This is a genomic window from Falsiroseomonas frigidaquae (assembly GCF_012163145.1).
Classification (GTDB): Bacteria; Pseudomonadota; Alphaproteobacteria; order Acetobacterales; family Acetobacteraceae; genus Falsiroseomonas; species Falsiroseomonas frigidaquae.
This window is the reverse complement of record NZ_JAAVTX010000005.1, coordinates 355,108-373,640: the sequence shown is the minus strand read 5'-3', so window position 1 is coordinate 373,640 and position 18,533 is coordinate 355,108. Positions and strand designations below refer to the sequence as shown.

17 protein-coding genes are annotated in these 18,533 nt (G+C 69.6%); 4 read left to right on the top strand and 13 right to left on the bottom strand.

What is annotated here, in order from left to right:
• Nucleotides 1-3: 3 nt before the first annotated feature.
• From HB662_RS18060 to HB662_RS18035, 6 genes are read right to left on the bottom strand one after another with little or no spacing between them, the layout of a single operon-like run.
• Nucleotides 4-921: an ABC transporter permease gene (locus HB662_RS18060; protein ID WP_342449536.1), complete on the bottom strand. Its 918-nt coding sequence runs from the start codon at nt 919-921 to the stop codon at nt 4-6.
• Nucleotides 918-1,784: an ABC transporter permease gene (locus HB662_RS18055; protein WP_168051229.1), complete on the bottom strand. Its 867-nt coding sequence runs from the start codon at nt 1,782-1,784 to the stop codon at nt 918-920. Before HB662_RS18055 ends, HB662_RS18060 begins: the two co-directional genes overlap by 4 nt.
• On the bottom strand, nt 1,777-2,559 hold the full coding sequence (locus tag HB662_RS18050; protein WP_168051227.1) for an ATP-binding cassette domain-containing protein: 783 nt from the start codon (nt 2,557-2,559) through the stop codon (nt 1,777-1,779). Before HB662_RS18050 ends, HB662_RS18055 begins: the two co-directional genes overlap by 8 nt.
• Nucleotides 2,552-4,885: a xanthine dehydrogenase family protein molybdopterin-binding subunit gene (locus tag HB662_RS18045; protein WP_168051225.1), complete on the bottom strand. Its 2,334-nt coding sequence runs from the start codon at nt 4,883-4,885 to the stop codon at nt 2,552-2,554. Before HB662_RS18045 ends, HB662_RS18050 begins: the two co-directional genes overlap by 8 nt.
• A complete protein-coding gene (locus HB662_RS18040) occupies nt 4,882-5,340 on the bottom strand; it encodes a (2Fe-2S)-binding protein (RefSeq protein WP_168051223.1) in 459 nt (152 codons plus the stop codon). Before HB662_RS18040 ends, HB662_RS18045 begins: the two co-directional genes overlap by 4 nt.
• Nucleotides 5,337-6,206: an FAD binding domain-containing protein gene (locus HB662_RS18035; RefSeq protein ID WP_168051221.1), complete on the bottom strand. Its 870-nt coding sequence runs from the start codon at nt 6,204-6,206 to the stop codon at nt 5,337-5,339. The genes HB662_RS18040 and HB662_RS18035 overlap by 4 nt, the downstream gene beginning before the upstream one ends.
• A 137-nt stretch (nt 6,207-6,343) precedes the next feature.
• Here HB662_RS18035 and HB662_RS18030 point away from each other — a divergent pair, with 137 nt between their 5' ends.
• A complete protein-coding gene (locus tag HB662_RS18030; protein ID WP_168051219.1) occupies nt 6,344-6,898 on the top strand; it encodes a nucleoside 2-deoxyribosyltransferase in 555 nt (184 codons plus the stop codon).
• Here HB662_RS18030 and HB662_RS18025 read toward each other — a convergent pair.
• The 4 genes from HB662_RS18025 to HB662_RS18010 are packed head-to-tail and all read right to left on the bottom strand — an operon-like array spanning nt 6,855 to nt 9,733.
• Nucleotides 6,855-7,343, bottom strand: coding sequence for a MarR family winged helix-turn-helix transcriptional regulator (locus HB662_RS18025; protein WP_168051217.1), 489 nt, complete (start codon nt 7,341-7,343; stop codon nt 6,855-6,857). The two genes, HB662_RS18030 and HB662_RS18025, sit on opposite strands and share 44 nt — an antisense overlap.
• Nucleotides 7,340-7,525, bottom strand: a complete 186-nt coding sequence (locus tag HB662_RS18020) for a hypothetical protein (protein WP_168051215.1) — start codon at nt 7,523-7,525, stop codon at nt 7,340-7,342. The genes HB662_RS18025 and HB662_RS18020 overlap by 4 nt, the downstream gene beginning before the upstream one ends.
• A gap of 4 nt (nt 7,526-7,529) precedes the next feature.
• Nucleotides 7,530-8,771: a Gfo/Idh/MocA family protein gene (locus HB662_RS18015; protein ID WP_342449535.1), complete on the bottom strand. Its 1,242-nt coding sequence runs from the start codon at nt 8,769-8,771 to the stop codon at nt 7,530-7,532.
• A complete protein-coding gene (locus HB662_RS18010) occupies nt 8,768-9,733 on the bottom strand; it encodes a PDR/VanB family oxidoreductase (RefSeq protein ID WP_168051213.1) in 966 nt (321 codons plus the stop codon). The genes HB662_RS18015 and HB662_RS18010 overlap by 4 nt, the downstream gene beginning before the upstream one ends.
• Before the next feature lie 114 nt (nt 9,734-9,847).
• Between HB662_RS18010 and HB662_RS18005 the strand changes: the two genes are divergently transcribed.
• The 3 genes from HB662_RS18005 to HB662_RS17995 all read left to right on the top strand — a co-directional run bounded on the left by HB662_RS18005 (nt 9,848) and on the right by HB662_RS17995 (nt 14,056).
• Nucleotides 9,848-11,161, top strand: coding sequence for a Rieske 2Fe-2S domain-containing protein (locus HB662_RS18005; RefSeq protein ID WP_168051211.1), 1,314 nt, complete (start codon nt 9,848-9,850; stop codon nt 11,159-11,161).
• 3 nt (nt 11,162-11,164) lie between these two features.
• Nucleotides 11,165-12,157, top strand: a complete 993-nt coding sequence (locus HB662_RS18000; protein ID WP_168051209.1) for a PhnD/SsuA/transferrin family substrate-binding protein — start codon at nt 11,165-11,167, stop codon at nt 12,155-12,157.
• A gap of 84 nt (nt 12,158-12,241) precedes the next feature.
• Complete coding sequence (locus tag HB662_RS17995) at nt 12,242-14,056, top strand: SLC13 family permease (protein WP_168051207.1); 1,815 nt, start codon at nt 12,242-12,244, stop codon at nt 14,054-14,056.
• A 1-nt stretch (nt 14,057) separates the two neighbouring features.
• Here HB662_RS17995 and HB662_RS17990 read toward each other — a convergent pair whose 3' ends face one another.
• The 3 genes from HB662_RS17990 to HB662_RS17980 form a co-directional block, all read right to left on the bottom strand.
• Nucleotides 14,058-15,638: an ABC transporter substrate-binding protein gene (locus HB662_RS17990; protein ID WP_168051205.1), complete on the bottom strand. Its 1,581-nt coding sequence runs from the start codon at nt 15,636-15,638 to the stop codon at nt 14,058-14,060.
• A 19-nt stretch (nt 15,639-15,657) separates the two neighbouring features.
• On the bottom strand, nt 15,658-17,007 hold the full coding sequence (locus tag HB662_RS17985) for an LLM class flavin-dependent oxidoreductase (protein ID WP_168051203.1): 1,350 nt from the start codon (nt 17,005-17,007) through the stop codon (nt 15,658-15,660).
• Nucleotides 17,008-17,098: 91 nt separating this feature from the next.
• Nucleotides 17,099-18,523: a M20 family metallopeptidase gene (locus tag HB662_RS17980; RefSeq protein ID WP_168051201.1), complete on the bottom strand. Its 1,425-nt coding sequence runs from the start codon at nt 18,521-18,523 to the stop codon at nt 17,099-17,101.
• Between the last annotated feature and the right edge of the window lie 10 nt (nt 18,524-18,533).

Here is an 18,533-nt window from a genome sequence, read left to right as displayed (position 1 = left end):
TTTTCATGGGCGGGCCGAGGGGTGCCAGAAGGTGGCTGCGCGCTCGGCCAGCGCGACCAGCCCGTAGAATGCCGAACCGGCAACCGCCGCTACAACGATTTCCGCCCAGACCAGGTCGAGGGCGAGCTTTGCCGCCTCGGTCGTGATGCGGAAACCCATGCCCTGCGTCGGGCTGCCGAAGAACTCGGCGACGATGGCGCCGATCAGCGCCAGCGGCGCATTGACCTTCAGCGCGGTGAAGATGAAGGGCAGGGCGGCGGGCAGCTTCAGCAGCCACAGCGTCTGGCCAGGGCTGGCGGCGTAGCTGCGCATCAGGTCGCGCTCCAGCGCGCCGGCGGCGGCCAGGCCCGCCACGGTATTCACCAGCATCGGGAAGAAGGTCATGGCGACGACGACCGCGGCCTTGGACTGCCAATCGAAGCCGAACCACATCGCAAGGATCGGCGCGATGCCCACCACCGGCAGCGCCGCCACCAGATGGCCGAGCGGCAGCAATCCGCGCCGCAGAAAGGGCACGCGGTCCGCCACCAGCGCCAGCCCGAAGCCCGCCCCGCAGCCGATGGCATAGCCGGAGAGCACGGCCTTCAGGAAGGTCTGCGTGAAATCGCCCCAGAGCATCGGCGCGGCCAGCCAGAACCGCGCGGCGATGGCGGAGGGTGCCGGTAGCAGCACCATGGGCACCGCCAGGCCCACCACCAGCACTTCCCACAAGGCCAGCACCGTGGCGCCGAAGGCCAGTGGCGCGCCGAGCGCGGCCAGGCCCCGCTCCGGCGCATCGCCCAGGCGCTGCACCAGCCAAGCGGCAAGGCCCGTGGCGAGGACCACGCCGGCCCAGACCGCCGCGCCCGCCGCGCCGCCATGCACCGCCGCGATCAGCGCCGCGAAGGCTGCGGCGACGGCCAGTGCCAGCAGCGCCGTCACGCCCGTGCCCCCATGCGCCGTGCCACCAGGCGCTCCGCGGCCCCCAGCAGGCCGACCAGCGTGGCGGAGAGGATGGCCGCCGCCACCAGCGCCGCCCAGATCTGGATGGTCTGGCCGAAATAGGATCCCGCGAGCAGCCGCGCCCCCAGCCCCGCCTGCGCGCCGGCCGGCAATTCGGCCACGATGGCGCCGACTACCGCCGCGGCCATCGCCACCTTCAGCCCGGCGAACAGATAGGGCAGGGAGGCCGGCAGGCGCAGCTTCCAGAACACCTGGGCCTGGGTCGCGGACCAGGTGCGCATCAGGTCCCGCGCCATGGCATCCGGCGCGCGCAGCCCCTTCACCATGCCGATGGCGATCGGGAAGAAACACAGATAGGCGGCGATGATGGCCTTGGGCAGCAGCCCCTCCAGCCCCATGGCGCCGAGCGCCACGATGACGATCGGCGCCAGCGCCAGCACCGGCACGGCCTGGGAGGCGACGATCCAGGGCATCAGGCTGCGTTCCAGCGCGCGGACATGCACCACCGCGACGGCCAGCAGCACGCCGATGGCCGTGCCCATGCCGAAGCCCACCAGCGCGGCGGAGAGCGTCACCCAGGCATGATGCACCAGGCTGCGGCGAGAGGTGACGGGCAGGGTGGCGGTGCTGCGCCAGAGCTCGTCCAGGATCTGGTGCGGCGCGGGCAGCAGCGGGCGGGCGTGGTTCAGCGTCAGCCGCACCATGTCCATCAGGCCCGGCGTGGCGCCGGCGCGCGCCTGGGTATCCGCCACCACCTGCCAGTTCATCCAGATGGCGCCGCCATACCACAGCAGCACGAGGCCGGCGCAGATGGTCAGCACGGGGATGATGCTTCTAGACATCGTAGGAATGACCTGCCCGCAGGCCTTCGCGCACCCGCTGGGCGATGCGCAGGAACTCCGGCGTTTCCCGAATTTCCAGCGGGCGGTCCGGGCCGAGATTGCAGTCCACGATATCGGTGATCCGCCCAGGCCGCGGCGACATCACCACGATGCGGGTGGAAAGGAAGACCGCCTCCGGAATCGAATGTGTGACGAAGACCACCGTTTTTCGCGTTGCTGCCCAGAGCTTCAAAAGCTGCTCGTTCAGATGGTCGCGGACGATCTCGTCCAGCGCGCCGAAGGGCTCGTCCATCAGCAGCAGTTTCGGCTCGAAGGCCAGCGCGCGGGCGATGGAGGCGCGCTGCTGCATGCCGCCCGAGAGCTGCCAGGGAAACTTGCGCTCGAAGCCGGAGAGATTGACCAGCGCGAGCTGCGCCTTGGCCCGCACCGCGCGCTCCGCCCGTGGGATGCCCATGATCTCCAGCGGCAGCATGACGTTGCCCAGGATGGTGCGCCAGGGATAGAGCGCCGGCGCCTGGAAGACATAGCCATAGTCCCGCGCCAGCCGCGCCTGTTCGGGCGTACGGCCATTCACGGTAATGCTGCCGCCGGTGGCGCTTTCCAGATCCGCGATAACCCGGAGGAGTGTGGTCTTGCCGCAGCCGGAGGGGCCGATCAGCGAGATGAACTCGCCCGGTGCGATATCCAGGTTGAAGTTGGACAGCGCCTGCACCGGCCCGTCGCGCGTGGCGAAGACCAGCGACAGGTCGCGGGCGGCAATGACGGGTTCAGCCACGCTGCGTGATCTCCCAGAGCCGGCAGGGGCTCAGCGGCATTTCGAGGATCTCGATGCCCCGCGCCGGCAGGTCCAGCGCATCCTCGATCGCCTGCGCAAACAGCGCGCCGACCGGAATGGCGCCCGCCTCGCCCGCGCCCTTGACGCCGAGCGGATTGAGCGGGGAGGGGGTGACGGTGTGCTCCAGCCGCATGCGCGGCACGTCGAGCGCGGTGGGGATCAGGTAGTCGGCCAGGCTGGCATTCAGAAGCTGGCCGTTCTCATCCCAGGCGAGCTGTTCGAAGAAGGCATTGCCGATGCCCTGCGCCACGCCGCCATGGATCTGGCCGGCGAGGATCAGCGGGTTGATCACGGTGCCGCAATCATGCACCACGACATAGTCCAGGATGGTCGGGCGCAGCGTGCCGGCGTCGAATTCCACGATCATCGCATGCACGCCGCTCGCCGTGGCGCCGCTGGCCGGGCCGAAATAGCTGGTGGCTTCCAGCCCCGGCTCGGTGCCCGGCGTGACGGCGCCGCGCATGGGATTGGCGAGGCCGGCGAGTTTCCCAAGCGTGATGGCATGATCGGGCACGCCGGCCACATGCACCTTGCCATCGGCGAGAACCAGGTCCTCCTCCGCGCATTCGAAATGCGCCGCCGCCGTGCGCAGCACCTTCTGGCGCACCACCTTCGCCGCCTCATGCGCCGCGCTGCCGGCGACCACGGCGCCGCGGCTCGCGAAGGTGCCGACGCCCCAATAGAACTGGTCGGTGTCGCCGGTCGTCACCTCCACGTCACGCAGATCGACGCCGAGCTGCTCGGCCACCACCTGCGCGAAGGCGGTGGCGTGGCCCTGGCCCTGGCTGCCGATGCCGGTGGCCAGGCTGACCTTGCCCGAGCTCTGCACCTGCACCTTCGCCCCCTCATAGGGACCGATGCCGGTGCCCTCCACATAGCAGACCAGGCCGAGCCCGAGGCTGCGCCCGGCGGCACGCGCGGCCGGCTGCACGCGCGCCACGAAGTCGTCGTAGCCGATGGCGGCCAGCGCCTTGTCGAGGATCGGCTCGTAGTCGCCGCTGTCGTAGGAGAGCTGCGAGAAATCCTGGTAGATCACGCCCTGGTCGAAGGGGAAGGCATCGGCGGGGATGAAGTTGCGCCGGCGGATTTCCGCGCGGTCCAGCCCCAGCTCCCGCGCCGCCAGGTCCAGCAGCCGCTCCATCACGAAGACGCCGTGCTGCCGCCCGGCGCCGCGATAGGGCGTGACCAGCGTGCGGTTGGTGAAGACGGCGGTGAAGCGGCTGTCATAGGCCGGCACCACATAGCAGCCGAGCAGCGTGCACTGGCTGTTCAGCGGCACCGTCAGCCCATAGGGATCATAGGCCCCCGTATCGTGCAGGAATTCGTCCTTAATGCCGAGGATTTTCCCGGAAGCATCCAGCGCGATTTCCGCATCATGGATCTGGCTGCGCTCATGCGTCGTGGAGAAGAAATGCTCCAGGCGGTCCTCGATCCACTTCACCGGCCGGCCGAGCCGCATGGCGGCCCAGGGCACCAGCACTTCCTCCGGGTAGAACATCATCATCTTCGGCCCGAAGCCGCCGCCGATATTCGGCGCCACGACGCGCACCTGCCGTTCGCTCAGGCCGAGCATGGCCGCCAGCCCGTTGCGGATCACGACGGGCGCCTGGGTCGTGTCCCACACGGTCAGCCGATCCGCGCGCGGATCCCATTGCGCGACCACGCCGCGCGTCTCCATCGGGATGGAGGCGCCGCGGTCATAGGTGAAGCGGCGCTTCAGGACGAGATGCGCAGAGCGCGCCGCCGCCACGTAGTCGCCGCGCGCCTGATGTACCTCCGCCGCGACGTTGGTTCCAAGATCCGCGTGCACGAACGCTGCGCCGGGCGCCAGCGCGGCTTCAAGGTCGCCCACTGCCGGCAGCGTTTCCCATTCCGCAAAAATGTCGCCGACGGCGTCCTCGGCGATGTAGCGGCTTTCGGCGATCACCATCGCCACGGGCTCCCCCACATGGCGCGCCGTGTCGCGCACCAGCGGCACCTGGCAGCGCTGGTTGAACACCATCCCCGGCACCGGCGGTGGCGGCACCAGCAGCGGACCGGGCTGCCAGTAGTCGCCGAGATCGGCCGCCGTCACCACGGCTACCACGCCGGCGCGGGCGCGGGCGGCGGAGACATCCAGCGACAGCAGATGCGCATGCGCATGCGGGCTGCGGAAGAAGGTGACGTGCAGCAGTCCGGGCAGCTCCACATCATCGACGAACAGCGCCTCGCCCCGCAGCAGGCGCGGGTCCTCGTTGCGGGTCAGCGGACGACCAAAGCTGTTCATGCCTGGCTTGCCAGCAGGACGGCATCGACGATGTGCTGGTAGCCGGTGCAGCGGCAGAGGTTGCCCGACAGTGCCTCCCGCACCTGCGCCTCGTCAGGTTTTGGATTGTCCTCCAGGAAGGCGGTCATGGTCATCAGGATGCCCGGCGTGCAGTAGCCGCATTGCAGGCCATGCGCGTCCTGGAAAGCCTGTTGCAGCGGGTTGAGCTTGCCCGGGGCGGGGGCCAGGCCTTCCACGGTGCGGATCTCATGGCCCTCGGCCTGCACGGCGAAGGCCAGGCAGGAACGGGCCGGCGCGCCGTCCCACAGGATGGTGCAGGCGCCGCAGACGCCGTGCTCGCAGCCGACATGGGTGCCGGTCAGTCCGATCTCGTGCCGCAGGAAGTCGCTCAGTAGCAGCCGCGGCTCCACCTCGCGCGTGTGCTCCACGCCATTAACGCGGATGGTGACCTTCATGCCGCGCGCTCCGCTGCCAAAGCCAGGGCGCGGGGGACCAGCACGCCGGCCAGGTGCCGCTGATAGGCGGGCGAGGCCTGCACGCTGCCCATGGGGTCGATCTCCGTCACCACCAGCGCGGCGGCTGCCGCGAAGTCCTCCCCGGTGAGCCGCGTGCCCACCAGGTTGGCCGCCGCGCGGTCCGCCAGGATCGGAGTCGGCCCCGCGCTGCACAGCGCGAGCCGCGCCGCCACGCAACGCCCGTCCGGCCCACGGCGCAGCACCGCCGCCACACCCATCATCGCGTAGTCACCCCGCCTGCGAGCCACCTCCAGGAAGGCCGTGCCGCTGCCGGGGGGCAGGGCTGGAATGTGGATCTCCGCCAGCATCTCATCCTCCGCCAGCGCCGTGGCCAGCGGGCCGAGGAAGAAGTCCCGCGCCGCCACAAGCCTTTCGCCACCCTGCCGGCGCAGCAGGAAGCGGGCCTCCAGCGCCAGCATCACCGCCGGCATCTCGCTGGCCGGATCGGCATGGGACAAGTTGCCGGCCAGGGTGCCGCGGGTGCGGATCTGCGGATGCGCCACCTCCGCCAGCGCCTCCACCAGCAGCGGCAGGTGGCGCGCCACCTCGGCATCGCGCTCGATCCGCCGGTAGCGGCACATGGCGCCGATCCGCAGCCCGCCCGCCGCGTCGAAATTCAGCGAATCCAACGCCGAGACACGGTTCAGGTCCACCAGCACGGCCGGCTGGGCCACCCGGAAATTCATCGCCGGCACCAGGGATTGCCCGCCGGCCAGGAATCGCGCGGCCTCGCCATGGCTGGCCTTCAGCGCGAGCGCCTCCGCCACATCCTCCGGCGCATGCCAGGCGAAGGGAGCCGGCTTCAAATCGATATCCTCATGCGGCGAACCTGCCAGATGCGCCCCGTGGCGGGCCAGAGGCCATTTCCGCCGTGCCGGTCCGGCGCCGCCGATGATTGCCCGCGCCTTGCACAGGCTGCGCGCCGCGTGGTCAGCTTGCCGCCATGCCCCTTGCCTATCTCGCCGGCCCCGATGTCTTCCTGCCCGACGCCCCGGCACAGGCGGCCCGCAAATCCGCCATCTGCGCCCGACACGGCATCACCGCCCTGCCACCGCTGAACGAGGATGTCGCCTCCCTGGCCAGCATGCCGGAGGCCGAGGCCTGGCGGGTGATCTTCGCCAAGGATCTGGCGATGATGGAGCGTGCGGACCTGATCATCGCCAACCTCACCCCCTTCCGCGGCGCCTCGGCCGATGCGGGCACGCTGCTGGAGCTGGGCTGGTTCCTCGGCCGCGGCCGGCCGATCTTCGCCTATTCCAACAGCGCCACGCCCTTCGCCGCCCGCAGCCAGGCGCAGACGGCGGTGGTGCCGGATCCGATGCCGGGGCTGACGGTGGGCGGCTTCGGCCTGCCGGACAACCTGATGATCCCCGGCGCGGTGGAGCAGGGCGGCGGCCTGCCGATCTTCCTGCCGCCAGGCGGCGCCGACGTGCCCTTCGATTCGCTCGAGGTGTTCAGCCTTTGCGTCGCCGCCGCCGCTGCGCGGCTGAAGTCGTAGGTGGGTCGGCCAGGTTGGCGCGGGCGCGGCGCAGCAGGTCAAGCAATGTCTCGACCTCCACCTCGCTCATGCCGCCCAGCGCCTGGCCGATCACCGCCTTGGCCTCCGGCAGCAGGGTGCCGCGCAGGGCGCGGCCGGCATCGGTCAGGCGGATATGCACCTTGCGGCGATCCTCCTCGCTGCGGTCGCGGATGATCCAGCCGGCTTCCTCCATGCCGCGCAGCGCGATGACGGCGGTGGGTTCCTGCATGCCGATGCGCTGCGCCAGCTCTCGCTGGGTCAGGCTCTCCTCCTCCCACAGCACGCGCAGGAAGTACCAGGCGCCGAGTGTCGCGCCGCTGGGCTGGATGCGGGCCTGCAGGCTGCGCTGGATGCGCCGGTTCAGGTCCCGCACCAGGTAGCCGAGGCTTTCGTCGAAAGGCAGCGCCGATTCGCGGTCGCTCATGCGCGGGGTCGGTTCGCGGCCGCCGTCAGCGTTGCGATCATGTCCTGTTCGGCCGCCGCGGCGCTGGCATAGCGGGGGGCGGTGCTGACGAAGGGGGTGGGCGCCTCCGCGGGCAGAAAAACCTCCAGGAAGAACAGGCCGGTAGCGCTGTCCTGGCGTGGCTCGATTCGCAGGGTGGGCATCGTCTCAGTCGTCCTTCGGCGCCACTTGGTGGTGCAGCGCGACCTCTCGGCCCTCGCGGGCGGATTGCAGGATGGCGAGGCAGACCTCCAGCGTGGCCATGCCCCAGGCGCCGTCATGCAGCGGCAGGGCGCCATCCAGCACGGCAGCGCAAAGCTCGTCCAGCACTTCGCCGCGCGGAACCGCCGGCAGGGGGGTCTTGCGCAGCAGGCGGGTGGTGTCGCCGTGGATCTCGACGCCCTGCGCCGTCAGCCGCAGGTCGGCCCGATCGCAGCTGGCGATCACCAGGCCGAACTGGTTGTGGAAGGCGGGCGGGGCGGCCGGCGGCAGGCCAGGGGGCTGGCCCGGGGCGCCATAGGTGCGGGTCACCTTGAGGGCGGCCTCCGCCGCCGCATCGGGCAGGCCGGACAGTGCCGCGCGGGCTGTGCCGTGGTGGGCCGGATCCTTGGGCATGCCCATCTCCCCCACCCAATCGAGAAAGACGTCGCTGTCGAAGCGGCCATAGCCGGAATAGGTCAGGCTGGCGACGCAGCCATTCTCGAAGGTGAGGAAGGCGGTATAGGCGCCCTCCGTCGGCCGCGCCGGGTCCCAGGCGCCCGTCGCGGCGCGGACGGAGCGCACCAGCCCGCCGCCGAGCAGCCGCGCCACATCCACCTGATGCGCCCCCTGGCTGAACACCACGCCGCCGCCCTGGGCGGTGTCCAGCTCCTCCGGCCGTCGCGGGCGGTACAGGAAGTCGGTAAAATTCAGCGCGGTGATCATGCGCACGGCGCCGAATTCCCCGGCCGCGATCATGCGCCGCGCGGCCAGCACCGGCCCGTCCTGCCCGTGGCTATGGCCCACCACCAGCCGCACCCCGGCGGCGCGGGCGCGCTCGACCATGGAGGCCGCCTCCGCCAGCGTCACCGCCAGCGGCTTCTCCACCAGCAGGTGCTTGCCCGAATCGGCCGCCCGCGCCACCTGGGCCGCGTGGAACTGGTGCGGCGTGGCGAGGTAGATGGCCTCCACCTGCTTGTCGTCGCAGAGCGCGCCGAAATCGGCATAGGCCGGCGCGTCGAAATCCGCCGTGAAGCGGATGCGCGCCTCCGGCCGCGGATCGGCGCAGGCCACCAGCTGGATGCGCGGATGATGCGCCAGCGTCGGCAGCATCAGCATGAAGGCCCGGCCGAGGCCGGCAACGCCGAGCCGCAGCCGCCGCGGCGCCTCGGGCGGCCGCAGGTCCAGCTCCGGATCGGCCTCCCGCCTCACAGGTCGAGGACCAGCGTGTCGCAGCCGGGCGCGGCGCGGGAGACGCAGGGCAGGATGGCCATGGCCTTCTCATGCTCCATCAGCACCAGGTCGCGATGGTCCACCTCGCCCGAGACCAGCCCGGTGCGGCAGGACCCGCAGGTGCCGCTTTCGCAGGAGAATGGCACGGCATGGCCCGCCCGGTGCAGCGCCGAGAGCAGGGTGGTGCCCGCCGGCACCGGGATCTCGGTGCCGGAACGCGCCAGCCGCGCGGTGAAGGCCAGGTCGTCCGGCCGGATCTGGCCGCTGCCGGCGGAAAAGTCCTCGAAATGCACGGCGGCGGAGGACCAGTGGCCCGTCATGTCCCGCACCGCCTGCATCAGCCCGCGCGGCCCGCAGCAATGGATGTGCCGGCCCCTCGGCTGTTCCAGCAGGGGCCAGAGGTCGAAGGCGCGGTTCGGGTCGCCACCATCATGGTGGAGGGTCACCTTGCCGCGGAAGGCCAGAAGTTCCTCCCGAAACGCGGTCTGCGCGGCGGAGCGGGTGAGATAGACCAGCTTCCAGGGCGGCCCGCCCTCGGCCTCCAGATGACGGATCATCGCCATGATCGGCGTGATGCCGATGCCGCCGGCGATGAACAGCCGCGCAACCGGCCGGCCCACCAGCGAAAAATCGTTGTGCGGCGCCGAGCAGGGCAGCAGGTCGCCCGCCTTCACCTGGTCGCACAGCGCGACGGACCCGCCCTGGCCCGCCGCATCCCGCTTCACCGCGATGGAATAGCCCGCCGTCTCGCCCGGGTCCGAACACAGCGAATAGCGCCGTTCCAGCTCGCCCGGCACCCGCACCCGCAGATGCGCGCCGGCGGTGAAGGCGGGCAGGCCCTCGCCGGCCGGATGCGCCAAGTCGAAGCGGAAGATATCCTCCGCGATGCGGTCAGCGGAAAGGACCCGCAGCGGGGTGAAGCCGTCCTCCAATTCCGCCATCCTCCCTAGTGTTCTGAAGATACTTAGAAGACTAATTAAAAAGGTCAACCGGCCTGGACAGCCCTCGGCCATCGCCGCATATCTTAGCCTGCTAAGTATATGGGAGGGACCGCCATGCTCACCCAGGACGAGAATGATCTGCTCTGCCGCGTCACCGGAGATGCCCCAATGGGCCGCCTGATGCGCAGCCACTGGCTGCCGGTCTGCCTTTCCGAGGAGGTGGAGGAGCCGGACGGCAAGCCGATTCGCGTCCAGGTGCTGGGTGAGAAGCTGGTCGCCTTCCGCGACAGCGACGGCCGCCTCGGCCTGGTGGCGGAGGCCTGCCCGCACCGCAAGGCCTCGCTCTATTACGGCCGCAACGAGGAAGGCGGCCTGCGCTGCCTGTATCACGGCTGGAAGATCGACGTGGAGGGCAACGTCCTCGAGATGCCGAGCGAGCCGCCGGAAGCCTGCGCCGCCGCCCGCTTCAAGCACCCCAGCTATCCGGTGGAGGAGGCCGGCGGCTTCGTCTGGGCCTTCCTCGGCAATGGCGCCGATATGCCGGACTTCGAACCGCCCCCCTTCGCGCCGACCCCCGACACGCGCGTCGCCATCGGCAAGACCATGGTGCCCTGCAACTGGGCGCAGATCGTCGAGGGGCAGATCGATAGCGCCCATTCCTCCTCGCTGCATTCCTCGGACATGGTGCCGGCCCGCGTCGGCCGCGCCGGGGCGAATGCGAAGAACTGGACGCGGCCTTCCACGGACAAGGCGCCGCGGCTGCAGGTGCAGCTCACCTCCTACGGCTTCCGCTACGCCGCCATCCGCCGGCCGATCGCCAATGCGGCGACGCATGACTATGTGCGCATCACCACCTTCGTGGCGCCTGTCACCTCGCTGATCCCGCCCAATGCCAGCTACAACGTGGCGCAGGTGACGGTGCCGATCGATGACCACCATTCCTGGTTCTATTTCATGGCCTGGGGGGAGGGGCCGGACGTTCCTTCCACCGAGGACTGGCGCAAGTTCCTCGCCCTGCAGCCGGGCATCGACGTGGATGCCGACTGGCAGAAGAAGCGGACCCGGGAAAATGACTACGGCCAGGACCGCCGCCTGATGGCGCTGGGCAATTTCACCGGCATCAAGGGCATCCCGGCGCAGGACATGGCGATGTGGGAAAGCATGGGCCCGATCGCCGACCGCACCACCGAACGCCTCGCCGCCAGCGACGTCGCCATCGTGCAATGGCGCCGCCTGATGATCGAGGCCGCACGCGCCCTGGCGGAAGGCGCGCCCGCCCTTGGCCGTACGGAGCCGCGCGTGCCGCTGAAGGATATTTCGTCTTTCGAGGGCGTGGTCCCGAAGACCACCGACTGGCGCAGCTTCGGCACGACGGAGATGGAACGCAGCCTCTTCGTCGACGCCCCCTCCTCGATCGCGGCGGAATAGCAGGTGGCAAAGCTCCAGCTCTCCATTGCCATCGGCCCCTATGACCGCATGCGCCCGCTGGTGGATGGGGAGGTGCAGATCGACGCGGTCGATCCGCAATTCATGCTGCTGGAGCCGGAGGAAATCTTCTTCCGCGCCTTCCGGCACGAGGCCTTCGACATCTGCGAATTGTCGCTCTCCTCCTATTCCGTGCGGGTCGCCAAGGGCGATTCCCCCTACATCGCCGTGCCGGTCTTCCCCTCCCGCGCCTTCCGCCACACCTGCATCGTCGTACGCACGGATCGCGGCATCGCACGGCCCGAGGATCTGCGCGGCAAGCGCATCGGCATCCCGGAATACCAGCTCACCGCCAATGTCTGGGCGCGGGCGATCCTGGAGGAGGAGTACGGGGTGCGCCCCGCCGAAATCACCTGGGTGCGCGGCGGCTACGATACGCCGGGACGGGTGGAGAAGATCTCCCTCAACCTGCCGCCAGGCGTCGTGATCGAGAACGCGCCGGAAGGCGCCACCATCTCCGGCATGCTGGCGGCGGGGGAGCTGGATGGCGTGATGGGCCCGCGCGCGCCCTCCTGCTTCGAACGCGGCGACCCGGATATCGACTGGCTGTTCCCCGACCCCACCGCCGCGGCCCAGGCCTGGTTCCGCAAGACGCGCATCTTCCCGGTCATGCATGTGCTGGGCATCCGGCGCACGCTGGTGGAGCGGCACCCCTGGCTGCCGGCCGCGGTCCAGAAAGCCTTCGAGAAATCCAAGGCGGTGGCGCTGGCGAAGCTGGCCGACACCTCCGCCACCAAGGTGACGCTACCCTTCGTGGAGGAGAGTCTCCGTGCCGCGCGCCGGTTGATGGGGGAGGATTTCTTCTCCTACGGCCTGTCCGAGAACCGTCACGTCTTCGACTGGTTCCTGCGCCACCATCACGCCCAGGGCCTGTCCAGCCGGCTGCTGGTGCCGGAGGAACTGTTCCATCCGAGTACGCTGGAATCGCACAAGATCTAGCCGTCGCGCCCGCACGCGCGTCCGTGATGCAACCGATATGTCCGCCGGCTGCTATGGCCTCCGCCCGCTGCCGAGACCGACCAGATGACCTTTGCCCAAGCCAGCCTCCTCGCCATCCTGGCGGCCACCATCATCCTGTTCATCTGGGGCCGCTGGCGGCATGACGTGGTGGCGGTGGCCGCGTTGCTGGCCGCGGTCGCGGCGGGGCTGGTCGAACCTGACGCGGCATTCAACGGGCTGGGGCACCCGGCCGTCGTCACTGTCGCCTGCATCCTGATCCTCAGCGCTGCGCTGCAAGCCAGCGGCGCGGTGGACTGGCTGTCCAGCGTCGCGGTGCCGCGCAAGGCCGGGCCGACACTAACCATCGCGGCGCTGTCCGGTCTGGCCGCGCTGCTCTCGGCCTTCATGAACAATGTCGGCGCGCTGGCGCTACTGATGCCGGTGGCAATTCCGGTCGCCGCACGGCTTGGCCTGGCGCCAGGGCGGGTGCTGATGCCGCTGGCCTTTGGCTCCATCCTCGGCGGCATGACGACGCTGATCGGCACGCCGCCCAACCTCATCGTCTCCGGCTTCCGCGCCCAGGCTGGCGGCGCCGACAGCTTTGCCATGTTCGACTTCGCGCCGGTCGGCGTTGCCGTGGCGCTGTCGGGCCTCGCGCTGATGGCGCTCGGCTGGCGCCTGGTTCCCGAGCGCAAGGTCAGCGGTGCCGAGGGCTTTGCCGCCGGCGCCTACCTGACCGAGGCGCGGGTCCCGGAAGGCGCCAAGGCGGCCGGCATGTCGCTGCGCGCGATCGAGGAGGCGCTGAAAGCCAGCGAGGCGCAGGTGCTCGGCCTGCTGCGCGACGAGCGCCGTATCGCCGCGCCGCATCTGTCGCGGGAGGTTCAGGCCGGCGACATCCTGGTGATCGAGGCGGAGCCGGAGGCGCTGACTGCCGCTCTGGCGGATCTTGGCCTGAAGCTGGAGGAGGATGTGCGCGCGGGCGACGACGCTTCGAACGAGAACCCGCCCGAGCCGGACAGCCCCGCCGCCGCGCTGCAATCGCCCGATGTGGTCCTGGCGGAATATGTGGTGCGGCCTCGGGCCGAGATTGCCGGCCTCTCTGCCCGGGGTATCCGCCTGCGCCACCATTTCGGTGTGAACCTGCTGGCCATCTCGCGCCGCGGCGTCCGTTCCACCGCACGGCTGAACACCATGGCGCTGCGCGAGGGCGACATGCTGCTGCTGCAGGGCTCGCCGGAGACGATGGCGGAGTTTGCCCAGCGCTTCGGCCTGGTGCCGCTGGCACAGCGCTCGCTGCGCCTGCCAGATGCGCGCCGCGCCGCGCTGGTCGGAGGCGTGATGCTGGCCTCCATCGCTGGTGCCGCCTTCGGCCTGGTGCCCGCCGCCATCGCCTTCGCGGCGGGCGTGCTGGCGGTGGTGGCGCTGGGCCAGGTGCCGGTGCGGCGGCTGTATGATGCGGTGGATTGGCCGGTGATCGTGCTGCTGGCCGCGCTGCTGCCGGTGGCGGAGGCGATGGCCACGACGGGCGCGGCGGATCTGGTGGCCAACGCCCTGCTCGCGCCGGTCGCGCCCTATGGCCCGGTTGCGGCGCTGGCGCTGGTGCTGGTGGTGACGATGACGCTGTCCGATTTCATGAACAACGCCGGCACCGCAGCCGTGATGTGCCCGGTGGCGATCGGCACTGCCAGCCAGCTCGGCGTCGCCACGGACCCCTTCCTGATGGCCGTGGCGATCGGCGCATCCTGCGCCTTTTTGACGCCGATCGGGCACCAGAACAACACTCTGATCCTTGGCCCCGGCGGCTTCCGCTTCAGCGACTACTGGCGGCTGGGTCTGCCGCTGGAACTGCTGGTGGTGGCGGTGGCGATGCCCGCGCTGCTGCTGTTCTGGCCCCTGTAGGCTACCGCGACGGCGCGACGCGGATGGTGGTGGCGTAGGTGTACTGGTCGCCGCGCGGCACGATGCTCAGGCCCCGTCGCAGTCCGTAGGAAGCGCGCAGCGAGAATACCGGGATGATCGCATTGTCCTCGATCGCGATGCGCGCGGCGTCGCCCATGGCGCGTTCCCGTGCCGCATCGTCGAAGATCGAATCGACCCGGTCGAGCGCCACATCCAGCGCGGCGCTGGAATAGCGCCCGCGGTTGAGCGACCCCGCGCCGGTGGCGCGATTCCGGGTGCGCAGGATCGTTGTCATGCTCTCGCTCGCCACGCCGGTGGAGGAAGCGAAGATTGCCATGAAGGCGGTGAATTCCGGGTCCTGCGTGGCGTTGCCATTGGCGCGACGGAAGAACACGGCCGCCGGCAGCGGCTCCACGATGGTGCGGATGCCGACAGCGGTGAACATCTGGCCCACCGCCTGGCAGGTGCGGGAATCGCCTGGGAAGCGGTCATTGGTGCAGTGGATGGTCAGGCCGAAGCCATTTGGATAGCCGGCCTCCGCCAGCAGCCGGCGGGCCTGCGCCGGGTCGTGCCGCGGCGGGGCCAGGCTTTCGTCATGGCCGATGAAGCCGGGGCCAGCGAACTGCCCGATCGGGTCCGCCGCACCTTCCATGCCGCGCTCGGCCAGCGCCACACGGTTGATCGCCAGGTTCATCGCCTGCCGCACCTTCGGATCGCGGATCGGGTTGCGCGCCAGGGGCTGGCCATCCGGCCCGGTGGCGAAGACCACCTGGTCGCGGAAATGGTCCAGGTACATGTACAGCGTGAACAGTCCTGGCGTGGTGATGAGCTGCGTGCGGTCGCTGGCACGCACTTCCCCGAACAGGGAGGGCGGGACGTTGTCGATCACGTCCACATCGCCCGCCAGCAGGGCCGCGACGCGGGCGCTGTCATTCGAGATGAAGCGGAAGGTCACGCGTTCCCATGGCTCGGGCTCCCGCCAATGGCTCGCCGCGCGCTCGATCACCACGTCGCGGCCGGGCGTATAGCGTACCCAGCGATAGGGCCCGGTGCCGATGGCGGCGCGGCCGCCATTGAACTCGGCTTCCCCCGCATCCGCGGCAGCGAGGGCGGAGACGATGGCGATCACGGCCATCTGCACCGGCAGCAGCGGCGTCGGCGCGGTGGTGCGGATGATGACGGTGCGCGGGTCCTTCGCCTCCACGCTCGCCACGTTGCGCGTCTGCGCCACGAAGGTGCGAAGCCCGGTGGCGGCGCTGGCCCGGCGGATGGAGAACACCACGTCATCCGCCGTCACCGGCGTGCCGTCGTGGAATTTCAGCCCCTCGCGCAGCGTGAACTCCCATGTGCTGGGGTCGATATTGCGCCAGGCGCTGGCGGCGCCGGGCTGCAGCCGCATGAAGGGATCCTGCAGCACCAGCGGTTCATAGACGTGGAGCTGCACGTTGCGGTTGGGCGTGTAGTTCTGGTGCGGGTCGGCGCCGGTGACCGCGGCCTTGAAGCCGATGCGCAATTCCTGTGCAGCGACGGGCAGGCTGGCGAGCATGGCGGAAGCGAGCAGCAGGGGGCGGAGCAGGCGCATGGTGGCGTCTCCCTCTCGACTATTCGGCGGCCAGGCCGCGGGCGAGTGCGGCGCGGCGATGGGTGGGGTAGGGCACGCCCAGATTCTCGCGCAGTGTCGTGCCCTCGTACTCGGTGCGGAACAGGCCGCGCCTCTGCAATTCCGGGACCACCATGTCGACCACATCGGCGAGCCCGCCGGGCAGCCAGGGCGGCAGGATGTTGTAGCCATCGGCGGCACCCTGCTCGAACCACTCCTGCATCGCATCGGCGATGTCCGTCGGAGTACCGACGACGGTGCGGTGGCCATTGCCGGCTGCGACCAGGGTGTAGAGCTGGCGGATGGTCAGGTTGTCGCGCTTCGCCAGGTCCAGGAAGATCTGCGCCCGGCTTCGCATGCGTGGGTCGATGCTGTCCGGCACCGGCCCGTCCACGTCATAGGCGGAGAGGTCGCCCATGACGCGGGAAAGTTGGTTCAGGCCGAGCAGCGGGTCCAGCAGCGACTGCACCTGCTCATGCTTGTCCTGCGCCTCCTGTCGCGTGCGGCCGGGCACGGCGAGGAGGCCGGGCATGATCCTCAGATGCTCCGGCTCCCGCCCATAGCGCGCCATGCGGCCCTTCACGTCGCTGTAGTAGGCCTGCGCGACGGACAGCTCCTGCGAGGCGGCATACAGCCCGTCCGCCGTCGCGGCCGCCAATTCCCGCCCGGCATCGGAGGCGCCGGCCTGGAAGATCACCGGATGCCCCTGCGGCGTGCGTGCCACGTTCAGCGGTCCGGCGACGCGGAAATGCTCGCCCCTGTGGTTCAGGACATGCAGCTTCGACTCGTCGTAGTTGATGCCGGAGGCCTTGTCGCGGATGAAGGCATCATCCTCCCAGCTCTCCCACAGCCCGCGCACCACCTCGACGAATTCACCGGCGCGATCATACCGCTTGTCATAGTCCGGTGCCTTCTCGAAGCCGAAATTGCGCGCCTCGGTATCGGTGAAGGAGGACACCACGTTCCAGCCTGCACGGCCGCCGCTGATATGGTCCAGCGAGGCGAATTTGCGGGCGACGTGATAGGGCTCGTTGTAGGTGGTGGAGGCAGTGGCGACGAGGCCGACATGCTCGCTGACCATGGCCAGCGCCGAAAGCAGCGTCAGCGGCTCGAACACCACGTTCTTGGAAGATCGCGCCAGCGCACCCTTCGGCTCGTCCTGCGCGCGGATGCCGACGCCATCGGCCAGGAACACCAGGTCCAGCTTGCCGCGCTGCGCGATACGGGTGACATCCACGTAGTGCGACAGCTTCATGTTGCCGGCCGGATCGATATCCGGATGGCGCCACGCCGCCATGTGGTAGCCCAGCCCGATCATCGAGACACCGAGCTTCATCTGACGCCGAGCCATGGCGACACCCTCCACCGAAAGGCAAAGGCTGCCGCCATCCCCGCGCCGCCGCAAGCATTGCTGTGGCGATCGCGGGTTTCGCGGTTTCAGATCACTCGGCGAGCGACATGCCGAGCGCCGGCTTCGCATCCGCCGGAAGCGGGCTGACATAGGGCTTGCCGCCGGTGCGCGCAGCGTGGTCGGCCTTGGCCTTGGCGATCAGATCCGGGTTCTGCAGTGCATCCACCGCCGTGCCGGCCATCACCTTCGCCACATGGACCATGCCGGTATGCGCCGCCGGCGCCTTGCCCTGCGCCACAACCTGCCAGCTATGGCCGGGCGTGCCGATGGCGTAGGTGGCACCGCGCGCCTGCACCGTCGGCACCTTCCAGGATACGTCGCCGACATCGGTGGAGCCGTTCATGCCGGCGCCCTTGGCTCCCGGCGGCACAATAAGCTCGCACAGCGCCTTGCCGGTATCCGGGGTGACGCCCTGGCGACGATAGCCGGAGAGGATGTCCTCCTCGCTCAACGTCTTCTGGATCTCCGCCGCATAGGCCTTGTCCGCATCGGTGAATTGTGGCGGGCCGAGGCGCTGGAAATTGTCCTGCATGAGCTGTTCGAGCGGCGAGTTGCCGAGCAGGTTGGATACGGCCGAGATCACCTGCGTCGAGACGGTCGTCTCCGTCATCAGCGCCGCGCCATCCGCGATCTTGCGCACGCGCGTGACCAGGGCGTTCAACTCCACCAGGTTCCGCGCCCGGATCAGGTAGCGCACCTTGGTCTGCGACTGCACGACATTGGGCGCGATGCCGCCGGCATTGAGATAGGCGTAGTGGATGCGCGCGTCGCTCGGCATGTGCTCCCGCATGTAGTTCACGCCGACATTCATCAGCTCGATCGCATCCAGCGCCGACCGCCCGAGATGCGGGGAGGATGCGGCATGCGCCGCGCGGCCGGTAAAGGAGAAATCGATGCGCGTATTGGCCAGGGAGATCGCCTCGTTCACGCCGGAGAAGCTTGCCGGGTGCCAGGAGATGGCGATGTCCACATCATCGAAGGCGCCACCGCGCACCATGAAGCCCTTGGCGGCGCCACCTTCCTCCGCCGGGCAGCCATAGTAGCGCACGCGGCCAGGCAGGTTGTTCGCCTTCAGGTAATCCTTCACCGCCGCAGCGGCGAGCAGGCTGGCGGAGCCCAGCACATTGTGGCCGCAGCCATGGCCGTAGCCATCCCCCGGCAGCGGCTTGTGCTCGGCCACGCCGGCTTCCTGCGACAGGCCGGGCAGGGCGTCGTACTCGCCGAGAATCGCAATGACAGGCCCGCCTTCGCCGGCCTCGCCCATCACCGCGGTCGGGATTCCGGCGACATCGCGGGTGATGGCGAAGCCCTCCGCCTCCAGCATCGCGATATGCTCCGCCACGCTGCGATGCTCGTTGTAGCAGAGCTCCGGCATGCCCCAGACGCGGTCGCTGAGTGCCGCATAGGCCTCCTTCCGCTCATCAACGCTGCGCCAGACCTGTTCGTCGTTTCGCATGGGTGTAGTT